The following is a 15876-nucleotide window of genomic DNA, read 5'->3' on the forward strand; positions in this document are numbered from 1 at the left end:
TCGGGATGACGGAAATGGCGCGCGGGGCCGCCGCATGATCCCCGGCGAGATCATCCCCGCCGAAGGCGACATCGTCCTCAACGCCGATCGCGTGGCCATCACCCTTGTCGTCGCCAATAGCGGCGACCGGCCGATCCAGGTCGGCAGCCATTATCATTTCGCGGAAGCCAATCCCGCGCTCGCCTTCGATCGCGCCGCCGCGCGCGGCCACCGCCTGGATATCGCGCCCGGCACCGCCATCCGCTTCGAGCCGGGGCAGAGCCGCGAAGTGGCGCTGATTCCCTATGGCGGCCGCCGCATCGTGATCGGCTTCCGCGGCGAAGTGATGGGGGCGATCTGAATGCCGGTCACGCTCACCCGCCGGGCCTATGCCGGCATGTTCGGCCCCACCATCGGCGATCGCATCCGGCTGGGCGATTCCAGCCTCCTCATCCGCGTCGAGGAGGACCGCACCGTCCATGGCGAGGAGGTGAAGTTCGGCGGCGGCAAGGTGATCCGCGACGGCATGGGCCAGAGCCAGGCCAGCCGGGCCGAAGGCGCCGCCGATACCGTCATCACCAATGTCGTGATCCTGGATCATTGGGGGATCATCAAGGCCGATGTCGCGATCCGCGACGGCCTGATCGCGGCGATCGGCAAGGCCGGCAACCCCGATACCCAGCCCGGCGTCGACATCGTCATCGGGCCGGGGACGGAGATCATCGCCGGCGAGGGCCGCATCCTGACCGCCGGCGCGATCGACGCGCACATCCATTTCATCTGCCCGCAGCAGGCGGAAGAGGCGCTGAACGCCGGCGTCACCACCATGCTGGGCGGCGGCACCGGCCCCGCGCACGGCACGCTCGCCACCACCTGCACCCCCGGCCCCTGGCACATGGAGCGGATGTTCCAGGCGCTGGAGGCGATCCCGATGAATTTCGGCCTGTTCGGCAAGGGCAATGCCAGCCGGCCCGATGCGCTGGTGGAGATGATCCTGGCCGGCGCCTGCGGCCTCAAGCTGCACGAGGATTGGGGCACGACGCCGGCCGCGATCGATTGCTGCCTGTCGGTGGCGGACGACATGGACATCCAGGTCACGCTCCACACCGATACGCTCAACGAAAGCGGCTTCGTGGAAAGCACGATCGCCGCCTTCAGGGGCCGCACCATCCACGCCTTCCATACCGAGGGCGCTGGCGGCGGCCATGCGCCGGACATCATCCGCGTCGCCGGCCTGCCCAACGTGCTGCCTTCCTCCACCAACCCGACGCGCCCCTACACCGTCAACACGCTCGACGAGCATCTCGACATGCTGATGGTGTGCCATCATCTCGACCCCCGCATCGCCGAGGACGTGGCCTTCGCAGAAAGCCGCATCCGCAAGGAGACGATCGCCGCGGAGGATATCCTCCACGATCTCGGCGCCTTCTCGATGATGTCGTCGGACAGCCAGGCGATGGGCCGGGTCGGCGAAACGATCATCCGCTGCTGGCAGACGGCGGACAAGATGAAGGGGCAGCGCGGCCCCCTTGGCGCCGACGATGCCGATGCGGACAATTTCCGCGCCCGCCGCTACATCGCCAAATATACGATCAACCCGGCGATCGCCCACGGCATCAGCCACATCGTCGGATCGATCTCGGTGGGCAAGCTCGCCGATCTGGTGCTCTGGTCCCCGGCCTTCTTCGCGGTGAAGCCCGATATGGTGATCAAGGGCGGCAGCATCGCGGCGGCCCCGATGGGCGATCCCAATGCCAGCATCCCGACGCCGCAGCCCGTGCATTATCGGCCGATGTTCGGCGCGCTCGGCCGGGCCAACACCTTGTCTTCGCTCTTCTTTGCGTCCGGCGCATCGATCGATGCCGGAATTCGCAATCGATATGGCCTTTCGCGCCCCTTTGCTGCGGTGCACAACACCCGTGGGACCATCGGAAAGGGGGCCATGATCCTGAACGACGCAATGCCGCATATCGAGGTCGATCCCGAGACCTACGAGGTCCGCGCGGACGGCGAGTTGCTGACCTGCGAGCCGGCCCGCACCCTCCCCTTCGCCCAGCGCTATTTCCTGTTCTGAAAGGATCGTGATGCAGACGGCGGAACGGATCATCGCACGGGGGGAGTGGGACCCGGCCAGCGCGTCCGATCATATCGCCCTCGATCATGACGAGCGGCACCGCCGCCGCTTCCGCTATGTCGCGAAGGGCGGCACGGCCTTCCTGCTCAACCTGCCCCGCGCGACGGTGATCGGCCATGGCGACGCGATCGCGCTGGCGGACGGGCGCCTGATCGCCGTCACCGCCGCGCCCGAGCCGCTGATGGCGGTGCGCGCGGGGCCCGGCATCGGCCTGGTCCGCCTCGCCTGGCATATCGGCAACCGCCACCTGCCGGCCGAAATCCAGGCCGACCGCATCCTGCTGCGCGAGGATCATGTGATCCGCCACATGCTGGAGGGGCTGGGCGCATCGGTGGATGCGATCCACGCGCCCTTCACGCCCGAACAGGGGGCCTATGCCGGCGGCGCACACGGCCACGACCATCATCACGGCGACGGCCACCATCACGATCATGCCGCGCCACCCGGACGGGAGCGCCACCGCCATCACCATGCTCACTGACGGCGCCCTTCAGCACCTGCTTGCCTGGACATCGCCAGCCTATCCGGTCGGCGCCTTCACCTACAGCCACGGCCTGGAAACGGCGGTCGACGATCAGCGGGTCCGCGATGTCGCCGGCCTCGCTTTTTATATCGAGGCGGTGCTCGCGCGCGGCGGCGGCTGGGTGGATGCGGTGCTGTTCGGCCATGGCTGGCGCACCGCCGCCGATCCGCAGGCCTTCGATGAGGTGGCGGCGCTGGCCGCCGCCTTTCGCGGCAGCAGCGAAACCGCGCTGGAAAGCCACCAGCAGGGCCGGTCCTTCCTCACCGTCACCCGCCGCGCCTGGCCGCATCCCGCGCTCGACGGTTTCGCCGGCCGCTGGGGCGATCGGCCGATCGCCCATGCCGTGGTGCTGGCGCTGGCCTGCGCCGCCCACGGCGTCCCGCTGGAACCGGCGCTCCATGCCTATCTGCACGGCACCGCCGCCAACCTCGTCTCGGCCGGCGTGCGCCTCGTGCCGCTCGGCCAGACGGACGGGCAGATCGCCACCGCCCTTCTCGCCCGCAGTATCCCGCCGATCGCGGCGCGGGCCATCGCCACCCCGCTCGACGATCTCGGCACCGCCGCCCCGCTGCTGGAACTGGCGTCGATCCACCACGAAACGCTCTACACAAGGCTGTTCAGATCATGACCATGGCCGCCCTCGCCCCACAGGGCCACGCGCCCCGCGCACCCCATGTCCACGGCCCGCTCCGCATCGGGATCGGCGGCCCCGTGGGATCCGGCAAGACGGCGCTGACCGACCGGCTCTGCAAGGCGATGCGGGACGATTACGATATCGCCGCCATCACCAACGACATCTACACGCGCGAGGATGCCGAATTCCTCACCCGATCGGGCGCGCTTGTCCCCGAAAGGATCATGGGGGTGGAGACCGGCGGCTGCCCGCATACCGCGATCCGCGAGGATGCCAGCATCAACCTCGCCGCCGTGGACCAGATGGCGGCGCGCTTCCCGGGGCTGGAGGCGATCTTCATCGAAAGCGGCGGCGACAACCTGGCCGCCACCTTCAGCCCGGAGCTTGCGGACATCACCATCTACGTGATCGACGTTTCCGCCGGCGACAAGATCCCGCGCAAGGGCGGCCCCGGCATCACCCGATCCGACCTTCTGGTCATCAACAAGATCGATCTCGCCCCGCTGGTCGGCGCGAGCCTGGAGGTGATGGACCGCGACGCCCGCAAGATGCGGGGCGCCCGCCCCTTCCTGTTCACCAACCTCAAGGACAATATCGGGCTGGACGAGATCATCGCCTTCATCGTCCAGGCGGGCGGGCTGCCGGCAAGGCGGGAGAGCCGATGAACCAGCCCGCCTACATCTACCGGGAAAAGCGCCTCTACAACAAATGGGCGGCCAGCCAGACGCTGGAGGATTATGCGCTGCGCTACACGGCGGACAGCGCGCGGCGCTGGTCGGCGGGGCGGGTGGCGAACACGGCGATCGGGGCGACGGCCTTCCTGGCCTGCGAGGCGATCGGGGCGACGATCACGCTGGCCTACGGCTTCGCCAACAGCGTCGCGGCGATCGCGGCGGCGGTCGCGCTGATGTTCGTGATCGGCTTCCCGATCGCCTATCAGGCGGCACGGCGCGGGCTCGACATCGATCTCCTCACCCGGGGCGCGGGCTTCGGCTATCTGGGCTCCACCATCACCTCGCTGATCTACGCCTCCTTCACCTTCCTGCTCTTTTCGGTCGAAGCCAGCATCATGGCGGTCGCGCTGCGCGCCATGTCCGGCATCCCGATGAGCCTGGCCTATGTGCTGAGCTCGCTCGTCGTCATCCCGGTCGCGCTCTACGGCATGAGCGCGATCACCCGCTTCCAGTTCGTCACCCAGCCCATCTGGGTGATGCTGCAGCTCGCACCCATCGGCTACATCCTCTGGCTCGGCCAGCCCGCGCTCGATGAATGGAGCCGCTTCGCCGGCCAGTTCGGCGCGCCGGACGGGGAGGTCAGCCTCCTTTATTTCGGCCTGGCCTTCTCCACCCTCCTCTCGCTGCTGCCGCAGATCGGCGAGCAGGCGGATTATCTGCGCTTCCTGCCCGCGCGCGAGAAAACGGGACGCACGCGCTGGTGGCTGGCGATGATCGCCGGCGGGCCGGGATGGACGCTGATCGGCGGCGCCAAGCTGCTGCTGGGCTCCTTCCTCGCCGATTATGTGCTGCGCCACGGCGCGACGGCCGCGCAGGCGGCCAGCCCGACGGACCTGTTCCTCACGATCTTCACCGCGATGACGAGCCATTCGGGGCTGGCGCTGGTGCTCACAGGCATCTTCGTCATCACGTGCCAGCTCAAGATCAACGTCACCAACGCCTATGCCGGGTCGATCGCCTGGTCCAACTTCTTCGCCCGGCTCACCCACAGCCACCCCGGCCGCGTCGTCTGGCTGATCTTCAACGTCGTCCTCGCGCTGATCCTGATGGAGATCGGCATCCTCGACGCGATCGAGGGCATCCTGATCCTCTACGCCAACATCGCCGCCGGCTGGATCGGCGCGCTGGCGGCGGACCTGATGATCTCCAAGCCGCTCGGCCTCTCGCCGCGCGGCATCGAGTTCAAGCGCGCCCACCTGTTCGACATCAACCCGGTGGGCGTGGGCGCGATGACGCTGTCGATCGTCGCCTCCACCGTCTCGCATGTCGGCCTGCTGGGCCCGCTGCCGCAGGCGTTCGCGCCCGCCATCGGGCTGGCGATCGCCTTCGTCGCCGCGCCCGCCATCGCGCTCGCCACCCGCAGCCGTTATTATATCGCGCGCCGATCGACATTGCCGGCCAAGGCGGAACGGCGCTGCATCATTTGCGAAAACAGCTTCCAGCCGGACGACATGGCCCATTGCCCGGTCTATTCGGCGCCGATCTGCTCGCTGTGCTGCACGCTGGAGGCGCGCTGCCACGATCGCTGCAAGGATCGCAGCCGCGCGACGGAGCAGGTGTCCCACTGGCTCGAACGCCTGCTGCCGGCATCGCTCGCGGCGCAGGTGCACACCCCCGTCGGCCATTTCATCGGCGTGCTGGCGCTCATCAACCTGTGCAATGCGCTGGTGCTCGGCGTCATCCACCGGGAGTTCGCGCGGCGCATGGCCGATGGCGGGGCCGCCATCGCGCCGGTGCTGCTCGCGGTGTTCTTCGCCTTCGCGCTGCTGGCCGGCATCGCCGCCTGGATCATCGTCCTCGCGCACGAGAGCCGCCGCGCCGCCATGCAGGAAACCCAGCACCACATGCAGAAGCTGGTCGAGGAGATCGCCTCGCACGACGTCACCGACCGCCAGCTCCAGAAGGCGAAGGAGGCCGCGGAGGCCGCCAACGCCGCCAAGAGCCGCTACCTCGTCAGCGTCAGCCACGAAATCCGGTCCCCGCTCAACTCGATCTACGGCTATGCCCAGCTTCTGGAGCGCGGCAGCGACGTGCCCCCGGTGGAGGCCGCCCGCGTGATCCGCCGCAGCGCGGAGCATCTCACCAACCTGGTCGAAGGGCTGCTGGATATCTCGCAGGTGGAAAGCGGCATCCTGCGCGTCAGCCGCGATACGGTGCGCCTGCCGCCCTTCCTCGATCAGCTCGCCAATATGTTCCGCCCGCAGGCGCAGGCCAAGGGCATCGCCTTCGTCTACGAACGGCCGGAACGGCTGCCCGAATTCGTCCACACCGATCAGAAGCGGCTGCGCCAGATCCTGATCAACGTGCTGTCGAACGCGATCAAGTTCACCGAGGCCGGCAAGGTCGGCTTCAAGGTCAAATATCGCAGCCAGCTCGCCACCATCGAAATCGCCGATACCGGCATCGGCATCGATCCGCGCGATCTGAAGCGCATCTTCGATCCGTTCGAACGCGGCAGCAATCCCGGCGCGCACCGCCAGCAGGGCGTGGGCCTCGGCCTGTCGATCACGCAAGCGCTGGTGCAGATATTGGGCGGGGAGATCACCGTCAGCAGCGAACCCGGCAAGGGCACCCGCTTCGTCATCCGAGTGATGCTGTCCCAGGCGGCTGCGGGCGCCGCGCTGCCCGACAGCCCGAGCGGCGACACCGTGACCGGCTATGTCGGCCCGCGCCGCTCCATTCTCCTCATCGACGACGATCCCACCCAGATCGCGGTGCTGCGCAACCTGCTCGAACCGCTCGGCTTTCCGGTCTATACCGCGCTCGACGGCGAAAGCGGCACCATGCTCGCCGCCCAGGTCCGGCCCGATCTCGTGCTGCTGGACATCACCATGCCGGGATTGTCGGGCTGGGAAACGGCCCGCCTGATTCGCGAGGCGCATGGACCGGCGATCCGCATCGTCATGGTTTCCGCCGACGCGCACGAATATCGCCGCGGCGGCGACGGGCAGGATGCGCACGACATGTTCCTGATCAAGCCGGTCGAGCTCAACACGCTGCTCGATACCATATCCGACCAGCTCGATATCGAATGGACGAGCGGCACCCCCGCACCCGCCACGGCCGACGCGGGCGAAGGCGGTTCGGCCGATGCCCTGCCCGAAGCGGCGCAAGCCTATCTGGTCGAGCTGGAGCAACTCGTCCGTATCGGCCATGTCCGGGGGATAGAAAGGAAGATACAGGAATTCGAGGCCGCCGTGCCCGAGGCCCGGCCGATGACGGGGCATTTCCTCGCCTCGCTCGACCGCTTCGACCTCAAGGGGCTGGGGGCGATGATAAAGACAAGGTTGAACGATGGTCGCTGATCTTGCCCATGAAACCGTGCTCGTCGTGGACGACACGCCCGAAACGCTGCGCTTCCTCACCGACACCATTGATCGGGCAGGCATGACGGCGCTGATCGCCACCAGCGGCGAAAGCGCGGTCGATCTGCTCGCCCATGTCACCCCCGGCCTGATCCTGATGGATGCGGTGATGCCCGGCATGGGCGGCTTCGAAACCACCCGCGCGATCAAGCGCAACGCCGCCTGGGCGCATATCCCGGTGATCTTCATGACCGGCCTCACCGAAAGCGAGCATGTCGTCCATGCGCTCGACGCCGGCGGGGTCGATTATGTCCGCAAGCCGATCGTGGTGGAGGAACTGCTCGCCCGCGTCCGCGTCCACCTCGCCAACGCGCGGATCTCCCATGGCAGCCAGATCGCGCTCGACGCCACCGGGCGCCACCTCCTCGCCGTCGACGAAGCGGGCGGCCTCGCCTGGGCGACGCCGCAGGCCGGCCGGATGCTGGCCGATATCGATCCCGCGTGGGACAAGGAGGCCGGCGCCCTGCCCGATCTCCTCCGCCCCGCGATCGCCCGGCTGCTGGCGGACGACAATGGCAGCGGCGCCGGCATCAAGCTCGATCTGCCGGGCGCCACGCTCGAACTGGTGCTCGTCACCCGCGCGCGGCGGGACGAGACGCTGATCCGCCTCAACCTGATCCGCGACGGCGCCGATATCCAGCGCCTGCAGGATCGCTATGCCCTCACCCAGCGCGAGGCAGAGGTGCTGCTGTGGATCAGCTACGGCAAGCCCAATCGCGTGATCAGCGAGATCCTCAGCATCAGCCCGCGCACCGTGAACAAGCATCTGGAACAGATATTCGAAAAGCTCGGCGTCGAGACGCGCGCCGCCGCCGCCGCCTTCGCGGTGCGCACGATCGGCAACTGACCCGCGCGGCGGCGGTCAGGAGCCGCTCCGGGACACCTCGTCCGCGAGGCGCCTGCTGTCGGCCTTGAGCACATCCATGGCCGCCCGGCGCAGCGCATCGCCCCCCGACCATGTTCAGATCCTGCGCCAGTTCAGATCCAGCGCCAGCCCGGTTCGATGCCGATCACCCGGACAACGGCTGCGGGAAGCAGCCCCGGTGCGAGGCCTACATCACCTCGAACAGGCCGGCCGCTCCCATGCCGCCGCCCACGCACATCGTCACCACGACATGCCGGACGCCCCGGCGCCTGCCTTCGATCAGCGCGTGCCCGACCATCCTGGCGCCCGACATGCCATAAGGATGCCCGATCGCGATGGCTCCGCCATTCACGTTGAGGCGTTCGTCGGGAATGCCGAGCGTGTCGCGGCAATGGAGCACCTGCACCGCGAAGGCCTCGTTCAATTCCCAGAGCCCGATATCGTCGATCGCAAGATCGAACTTCTCGAGCAGCCTAGGAACCGCCAGGACCGGGCCGATCCCCATCTCATCCGGCTTCGTCCCCGCCACGGCCATGCCGACATAGCGGCCCAGAGGTTGCAATCCGCGGCGCTCGGCGGTGCGCGCCTCCATCACCACGCAGGCCGATGCGCCGTCCGAAAGCTGGCTGGCATTGCCGGCCGTGACGGTTCCGTCGGGGAAGACGGTCTTCAGGGCGGACAGGCCCTCGATCGTCGTATCGGGGCGGTTGCCCTCGTCCCGTTCCAGATGCACCTCGCGGACGCTCGTTTCGCCGCTGGCCTTGTCCACATGCCGCATGGCGGTGCGCACCGGAACGATCTCGGCATCGAAGCAGCCTTCCGCCTGGGCACGCGCCGTGCGCTGTTGCGACTGGAGCGAATAAGCGTCGCATGCCTCGCGCGGGATGCCGTAACGCGCCGCCACCGTCTCGGCGGTCTCGAGCATCGACATATAGATGTCGGGCTGGGCGGCAGCCAGCCTGGGATCCTGATCGACGCGCAGATCCGGGGTCTGGACCAGCGAAATCGATTCGACGCCGCCGGCGACCACCACGTCCATCCGGTCGACGATCACCTGCTTTGCCGCCGTCGCGATCGTCATCAGGCCGGAGGAGCATTGGCGATCCAGCGTCATGCCGGACACCGAGACCGGCAGGCCAGCGGCCAGCGCGGCCGTCCGGCCGATGGTCTGCTGGAAGCCCTGGGGTAACGAGCAGCCGAGGATGCAATCCTCGACCGCCCCCGGCTCCACGCCCGCCCGCTCCACGGCCGCCGCAATGGCATGGGCGGCAAGGGTCGGAGAGGGCGTGGCGTTGAAGGCGCCGCGATAGGCCCGGCCGATCGGAGTGCGGGCGGTGGAAACGATGACGGCGTCGCGCATCACTGGCGGAGCGCTACGACGAGGTTTTCGTTGCCCGCGCTGGCAAGTTCGCGTTCCGCCTGGAAGAAGCCGTAGGGAGGAACCATCTCACCCGTGCGATCGGTGACGGCCTGCCAGCCCGAAAGCAGGCGATCGCCCGCATCGGCCCCGGCACCGACATAATGGCCGCGCGTAAGCGTGATGTTCGCCGCGGCGAAATGGCCGGCGCCCGCGCAGAGCACCGTGCGCGTGGGCGCATCCTCGCCCGCCAGCGCCAGAAGCGCCGGGCTCACCAGCGACGGATCGAGAAGCTCCAGGCTGTCATCGGAAAGAACCCCGTGCGTCATCTGGGTTGCCGCCGTCGGCGCAAGAGCGTTTACCCGGATGCCATATTTCTCGCCTTCGATGGCGAGCGTCTGCATCAGGCCGACCTGGGCCATCTTGGCGGCGCCATAATTGGCCTGCCCGAAATTGCCATAGAGGCCCGAAGACGAGGTCGTCATCACGATCCGCCCGTAACGCTGCGCCCGCATCGGCTCCCAAACGGCCTTCGAGCAGATCGCGGCGCCCATCAGATGCACGTCGACGACGGCCCTGAAGTCATCCATCGTCATCTTCGCGAAGCTCTTGTCGCGGAGAATGCCGGCATTGTTGACGAGAATGTCGACGCGGCCCCAGCGGGACAGAATATCTTCGACCATGGCGAGAATGGCCGCCTCATCCGTGACCGAAGCCGCGATCGGCATCGCCTCGCCCCCGCCAGCCACGATTTCCGCAGCGATCTTGCCGGCGCTTTCCTGCGACATGTCGTTGACCACGACCTTGGCGCCGAGACGCGCGAGGTAAAGCGCATGGGTACGCCCCAATCCCCCACCCGCGCCCGTGACGATGGCAATTCGACCCACAAGATTCATGGCACTCTCCCTTCTTGCGGAAGGGATTAGCGCATGGAATATTCACTATCAAGTGAGCGAATGAAATTCACGCCGCTCGAAACGCCGGTGCCGCTCCCTCGCCTGTCCTCATCGCCCCTGGCCGCAGATCTGCAGGAAACCCGCCGCCATGAAGGAAGCCATGCGTTCCTTCACGGCGACGAAATCGTCGGATTTGCACAGGCCGTGGGAGAGCTTGTCGATACGCCCCGTGCGCGCGAGCGTAAGCATGAGAGCGCCGGTAACGAACTGATACCCCCAGAAAATATCCTCCTCGCTGCAATCGGGCAGCGCCTTCTTCAGAAGGTCGATCAATCTGAGCACGACGGGATCGAAGTGGGTGTCCATCAACTCGGCGCCCCATTCGGGCGTATTCGCCACCTGCGCGCCCAGCGCGGCGTAGTTTTTCCACGCCTCGCCACCCTCGATATAGAGGTCGAGGTCCGTATCCAGAAAGGCGCGGAGCGCGCCTTCCACGGTCGGCCTGTCGCCGCACGCGTTCTCATATTGATCGAGCGCGTTCATCCGCCGCTCGCTCGTCACGACGGCGCGACGGGCGAACACGGCATGGAAGAGCTTGTTCTTGTCCTCGAAATAATAATTCAGCAGCGTGTGATGGACGCCGACCTTCTTCGCCACGTCCTTCAGCGTGACCCCGTAGAGCCCATGTTTCGAAAAGAGATATTCGGCAGCATCAAGGATCTGCTCGATTGTCTCGGCGCGTTGCTCGGCCTTCTTCGACCGCTTGGGGGCTTTCACATTCTCTTGCACGAGAATGTTCTTCGGGGATAGGCGCGCAGGCGTCAAGGCTGGAGAACAAGGCGGGAAAGTCAGGCCCCGCCATATTCGCTTTGGAGGCGCAATTTATCGATCTTGCCCGTTGCGGCCAGCGGCATGGCGGACAGGCGGACGACCGCGTCGGGAATCCACCAGGGCGCAACCCGGCCGACAAGCGCGCCCAGCAGCTTTTCGTCGGAAACCTGCTGATCCTCGCGCATCTCGACCAGGAGGATCGGGCGCTCGCCCCATTTCGGGTCCGGCCTGCCGATGACCGCCGCGAGCGACACTTCAGGCAGGGCGCCCACGACCGCCTCGATTTCCGCCGGATTGATCCACTCCCCACCCGATTTGATGAGGTCCTTGGCGCGGCCGGTGATGATCAGCTCGCCATCGGCGGTCAGCTTCGCCAGGTCGCCCGTGGCGAACCAGCCGTCGGGATCCGTGGCGGACCTGTCTTGGCCGAAATAGCGTTCGATCACCGCTGCGCCGCGAACGCGAAGATGCCCCTCCGTTTCCCGTTGCGTCGGAAGCGCCCGTCCCTCCGCATCGGTGATGAGCAGATCGACACCGATCGCCGGCTTGCCCGACGCCGTCGCCTTGCGCGCGGTATCGCCCGGCACCGCCACCGTGCCCGAGGGAGAGAGTTCCGTCATGCCCCAGCTGGTCTGGATTTCGACGCCCAGCCGGCGTTCGAGCCGTTCCATGAGCGCGGGCGCCATCGGCGCGCCGCCGACGATGATCCGTTCGAGGCTCGGCAAGGCGCCGCCTTCGGCCTCGAGATGCTCGAGCAATCCCAGCCAGACCGTGGGCACGCCCACGCCGATCGTGACATCCTCGGCCGCGATCAGCCGCGCGAGGCTGGCGCCGTCGTTCCGACGTCCGGGCAGGACCAGCTTGCCGCCGGTCGCCGGCAAGGCGAAGGGAAGGCCCCAGGCATTGGCATGGAACATGGGCACGACGGTCAGGACGCTATCTCGCCCGGAAATCGCCATCACGTCGGCCTGTAGCAGCCGCAGCGTGTGCAGGAAGCTGGAACGGTGCGTGTAGGTCACGCCCTTCGGCGATCCGGTGGTGCCGGACGTGAAACAGAGACCCGATGGCGCCGTTTCGGCGAAGCCGCCCCAAACGACATTGCGCGGCGCCCCCTCGATCAGGGATTCGAGGCGGGAAATTCCGGGCGCGTCCCCGCCATCGCCATCGATGACGAGGATATGCTGCACGACCGGCGCGCGTTCGGCGATGCGGGCCGCCAGCGGCAGCAGGTCCGCGCTGGCGATCAGCACCGGCGCTTCCGATTGCGCGACCATGGAGGCCAGTTGCGGCGCGGTAAGGCGCGGGTTGAGCGTGTGGCACACCCCCCCCATGCCCATGACGCCATACCATGCCTCGACATGCGCGCGGCTGTTCCATGCGAGCGTCGCGACCCGATCCCCGAAGCCGATGCCGAAGCCCGCCAGGATCGAGGAGACCGCCAGGGCCCTGTCCCTGACCTCGGCATAGCTCAGCCGGTCGATCGTGCCGTCGTCGCGCGCCGTGACGATCTCGCTTTCCGGGTGCCATTTGGCGGCATGGTCCAGGAACTTGTCCAGCGTCAGCGGATAGTCCTGCATGCTCCCCTGCCTCACTGGCAATCTCCGCTCTTGGCCGGGAGGACGGGGGAGGCAACGCCGGTGTTCCAGTTCCAGGCGAGATTGCCGGCCGCGCGCCGGCGGCAGACCGTGGCCTCGTGCAGGGCATACATGCTGGGGAACAGATAGGTGCCGGGCTGCGGCTTTCCGGCAAAGGCCATATAGTGCGCGCCGTCGCCATAAGGTTGCCAGTCCGGCTGGCCCGGCGCCGTGGGGCGGCCGGTCGTGGCGAAGGAGGCCCAATAGGCCATCATCGCATCGGACAGGCGGTGTTCCGCCAGCGTGTCGGGAATCTTCGGCCAGAAAGCCGGCGTCTGGCGGGCCGTGCCGAACACATAGGGAAGCTCGGCCGCATGGAAGGCGTGCATTCCGTTCTCGTCCGCCGCCGGATAGCCGTGATCGAACAGATAGAGGTAGGAATCCGCGCCGGCCCTGGCCTGCTTGATGGCGAGCCGGGTCGAGGTCCAGCCGTAGAGCGCGTCCCGCGTGGTGGCCAGCATGCTTTCGGCCACCGATGTCGCGGGATAAAGCCGCAGGAACTGATCGGCGAGATCGCCATATCGGCCGCGGATCGCCTCCTCATAGGCCGCCGCATCGGCGGGCGCGGGCGGCAGCAGGAAGCGCAGCGTCCGGATTTCCCCGCTGTTGAAGCCCGCCATCAGCGGGACGCGCGCCTGCTCGCCGCGATCGAAGGTGTCGACGAGCTGGCGGGTCAGGATCTTGCCGTCCACCACGCCCCACGGCCCATAGCCGGCGAGGATGGCGGCCTGGGTCAGCTTCTCCGCCTCCATGGCGCGCAGCCCGGCGAGGTTAGAGGCGCCGAGCGCCTGCATGACCTGCGTGCCCGCCGCCTCGGCCGAAGGGGTGCCGTGGCGCTCCGCCTTCAGTTCGGGCGTCGTGATCATATAGGCGCTCTCGGCGATCGCCTTGTGGAACAGGCCCCGGGCCCGGGGGCTCGCCATCAGATACATCACGCTGAGCGCGCCGGCGGATTCGCCGGCGATGGTGATGTTGGCGCCATCGCCGCCGAAGGAAGCGATGTTGCGCCTGACCCATTGCAATGCCGCGATCTGATCGAGCAGGCCGTAATTGCCCGAAATGCCCTCGCCGGATTCGGCGCTGAGCTCGGGATGGGCGAGATAGCCGAGGATGCCGAGCCGGTAGTTGATCGATACGACGATCATCCCCTTGGCCGCGAGCCGGGAGCCGTCATACATCGGCTCATGGCTGTAGCCCGTGGTCAGCGCGCCGCCGTGGATCCACACGAAGACGGGGAGGCCGCGCGCCTTCTGGGGCGCCCAGATGTTGAGGGTCAGGCAGTCTTCGCTCATCCGTTCGGGCGGATTGGCATAGATGCTCTGCGCGCGGGGCCGGGGCTGCACGCAGGCCGGGCCGAAGGCGCGCGCATCGCGCACGCCCTGCCATGCCGGCAGCGCCACCGGCGCCTTCCAGCGCAGATCGCCGATCGGGGCGCGGGCATAGGGAATGCCACGGAAGACATCGACCTTGCCGACTTCCATCCCTTCGACGGCGCCGTCGGGCGCCCGCACGACGGGTCCGGCATCGGCCGCGCCGGCAAGGAGAAGGGCGCCGAGAAGGAAAATGGGGGCACGCCGAAACATGCGCATCAAAGGTCTCCGGCTTCTTGCGCGGCGCGGCGGATGGCCCGCGCCAGCATGAAAAAGAGCAGCACCGCCAATCCGTAGAATGGCACGAGGGTGAGGAAGGCGAGCTGCAGCGAATTTTCGGGATGGGCGGCGCGGAACCAGTCGCTGGCGGCGCCCAGATAGGTCGGGCCGAGGCCCAGCCCGATCAGGTTCATGACGAGCAGGAGCAGCGCGCCCGCCATCACGCGCTCGTTGGGGCGCACCTCTTCCTGCACCAGCGCGACGGCCGGCGAGAGGTAGAAATAGTTGAGCGCCATCGGGATGACCGCCAGCAGCATCGCCATCCGCCAGCCCGGCGCCAGCACGAAACCGACGAAGAACGGGACCGCGAGGATCAGGCCGACGGCCGGGATGAGGGCATAGGCCCGCTTGTCGCGCGGCGCCAGCCGATCGACCAGCCGGCCCGAGAGGAAGATGCCGCCGCCCATGGAAACGAGGATGAGCAGCGAATACCACAACGCCACCTCTTCCATGGTCATGCCCTTCTCCTCCATCAGGAACAGCGTGGCGAAATTGGCGGTCGCATAGGTGATGAACTGGTTGGCTCCCGTGGCGAGCGCCACCAGCCGCAGCACCGGATTGGCGAAGAACATCCGGCAGGTCGCCATGAACGGCGCCATGGATTGCGGGGCCTGCCCGGCGGCGGGAGCATCGAGACCGCCGCGCACCGGCTCGCGAACCGTGAGCCACACTATCAGAGCCGTCACGACACCGACCGCGCCAAGCACCAGGAAGGCGTCGCGCCAGCTATAGGCGGCGGCGATCGACGCGCCGAACGCGACGCCGAGCGCATTTCCCAAGGGCGGGCCGAGATTGTAGAGGCCGAGCGCCGTGCCGCGCGTGCCGGGACGGAAATAATCCGAGATGATCGCATAGGAAGGCGGCACGCCGCCCGCCTCGCCGATGCCCACCGTCATCCGGGCGATCGCCAGTTGCGGATAGGTGGCCGCGAACCCGCAGGCGATCGTCGCCGCGCTCCAGAGCGCGCAGGCGAAGGACAAGACACGCACGCGGTTGGAGCGATCGGCGAACCAGGCGACCGGGATCGAGATCAGGCAATAGAAGAGCGCGAAATAGAGCCCGCTGATCAGCCCGATCTGGCCGTGGCTGAGGTGCAGCTCCTCCCTTATCGGCTTCGCCAGGATCGACAGCAGCTGCCGATCCAGGAAATTGAGGACATAGACGAAGCAAAGCGCCGCCAGAACGAACCAGGCGCGAGCGCCCGGCTGCGTTCCGGCGGCGCCCCCGACCGGGTTTGCGACCCCCAGGGATTCAGATGCGCCGGCCGGCATGGGG

Annotated in this window: 13 protein-coding genes; 7 read left to right on the plus strand and 6 right to left on the minus strand. The window is 67.5% G+C overall.

The window, feature by feature from the left end; translation table 11 throughout:
- Nucleotides 1-34: 34 nt before the first annotated feature.
- Genes G432_RS07415 through G432_RS07445 form a run of 7 tightly spaced genes read left to right on the plus strand, consistent with a single transcriptional unit; the run spans nt 35 to nt 8216 of the window.
- Entirely contained in the window at nt 35-340 is a 306-nt protein-coding gene (locus tag G432_RS07415) for an urease subunit beta (protein ID WP_015458206.1), read from the plus strand.
- A complete protein-coding gene (gene ureC, locus G432_RS07420) occupies nt 341-2053 on the plus strand; it encodes an urease subunit alpha (protein ID WP_015458207.1) in 1713 nt (570 codons plus the stop codon).
- A gap of 10 nt (nt 2054-2063) precedes the next feature.
- The gene (gene ureE, locus G432_RS07425; RefSeq protein ID WP_015458208.1) at nt 2064-2594 is read left to right on the plus strand and encodes an urease accessory protein UreE; all 531 of its coding nucleotides are present in this window, start codon (nt 2064-2066) and stop codon (nt 2592-2594) included.
- Complete coding sequence (locus tag G432_RS07430) at nt 2488-3264, plus strand: urease accessory protein UreF (protein WP_236626870.1); 777 nt, start codon at nt 2488-2490, stop codon at nt 3262-3264. Before ureE ends, G432_RS07430 begins: the two co-directional genes overlap by 107 nt.
- A gap of 2 nt (nt 3265-3266) precedes the next feature.
- Nucleotides 3267-3935, plus strand: a complete 669-nt coding sequence (gene ureG, locus G432_RS07435; RefSeq protein WP_015458210.1) for an urease accessory protein UreG — start codon at nt 3267-3269, stop codon at nt 3933-3935.
- Entirely contained in the window at nt 3932-7309 is a 3378-nt protein-coding gene (locus tag G432_RS07440; protein WP_015458211.1) for a hybrid sensor histidine kinase/response regulator, read from the plus strand. The genes ureG and G432_RS07440 overlap by 4 nt, the downstream gene beginning before the upstream one ends.
- On the plus strand, nt 7299-8216 hold the full coding sequence (locus G432_RS07445) for a response regulator transcription factor (RefSeq protein WP_015458212.1): 918 nt from the start codon (nt 7299-7301) through the stop codon (nt 8214-8216). Before G432_RS07440 ends, G432_RS07445 begins: the two co-directional genes overlap by 11 nt.
- Nucleotides 8217-8421: 205 nt before the next feature.
- Here G432_RS07445 and G432_RS07450 read toward each other — a convergent pair whose 3' ends face one another.
- The 6 genes from G432_RS07450 to G432_RS07475 all read right to left on the minus strand — a co-directional run bounded on the left by G432_RS07450 (nt 8422) and on the right by G432_RS07475 (nt 15872).
- On the minus strand, nt 8422-9594 hold the full coding sequence (locus G432_RS07450) for an acetyl-CoA C-acyltransferase (RefSeq protein ID WP_015458213.1): 1173 nt from the start codon (nt 9592-9594) through the stop codon (nt 8422-8424).
- A complete protein-coding gene (locus G432_RS07455; RefSeq protein ID WP_015458214.1) occupies nt 9594-10487 on the minus strand; it encodes an SDR family NAD(P)-dependent oxidoreductase in 894 nt (297 codons plus the stop codon). Before G432_RS07455 ends, G432_RS07450 begins: the two co-directional genes overlap by 1 nt.
- 108 nt (nt 10488-10595) lie before the next feature.
- Nucleotides 10596-11264, minus strand: coding sequence for a TetR/AcrR family transcriptional regulator (locus tag G432_RS07460; RefSeq protein ID WP_236626871.1), 669 nt, complete (start codon nt 11262-11264; stop codon nt 10596-10598).
- A 71-nt stretch (nt 11265-11335) separates the two neighbouring features.
- The gene (locus tag G432_RS07465) at nt 11336-12895 is read right to left on the minus strand and encodes an AMP-binding protein (RefSeq protein ID WP_015458216.1); all 1560 of its coding nucleotides are present in this window, start codon (nt 12893-12895) and stop codon (nt 11336-11338) included.
- Between the two features lie 11 nt (nt 12896-12906).
- Nucleotides 12907-14541, minus strand: coding sequence for a carboxylesterase/lipase family protein (locus tag G432_RS07470; RefSeq protein WP_015458217.1), 1635 nt, complete (start codon nt 14539-14541; stop codon nt 12907-12909).
- Nucleotides 14541-15872, minus strand: a complete 1332-nt coding sequence (locus G432_RS07475; RefSeq protein WP_015458218.1) for a spinster family MFS transporter — start codon at nt 15870-15872, stop codon at nt 14541-14543. The genes G432_RS07470 and G432_RS07475 overlap by 1 nt, the downstream gene beginning before the upstream one ends.
- Nucleotides 15873-15876: the final 4 nt, after the last annotated feature.

It is taken from the genome of Sphingomonas sp. MM-1, from assembly GCF_000347675.2.
GTDB lineage: Bacteria > Pseudomonadota > Alphaproteobacteria > Sphingomonadales > Sphingomonadaceae > Sphingomonas_E > Sphingomonas_E fennica.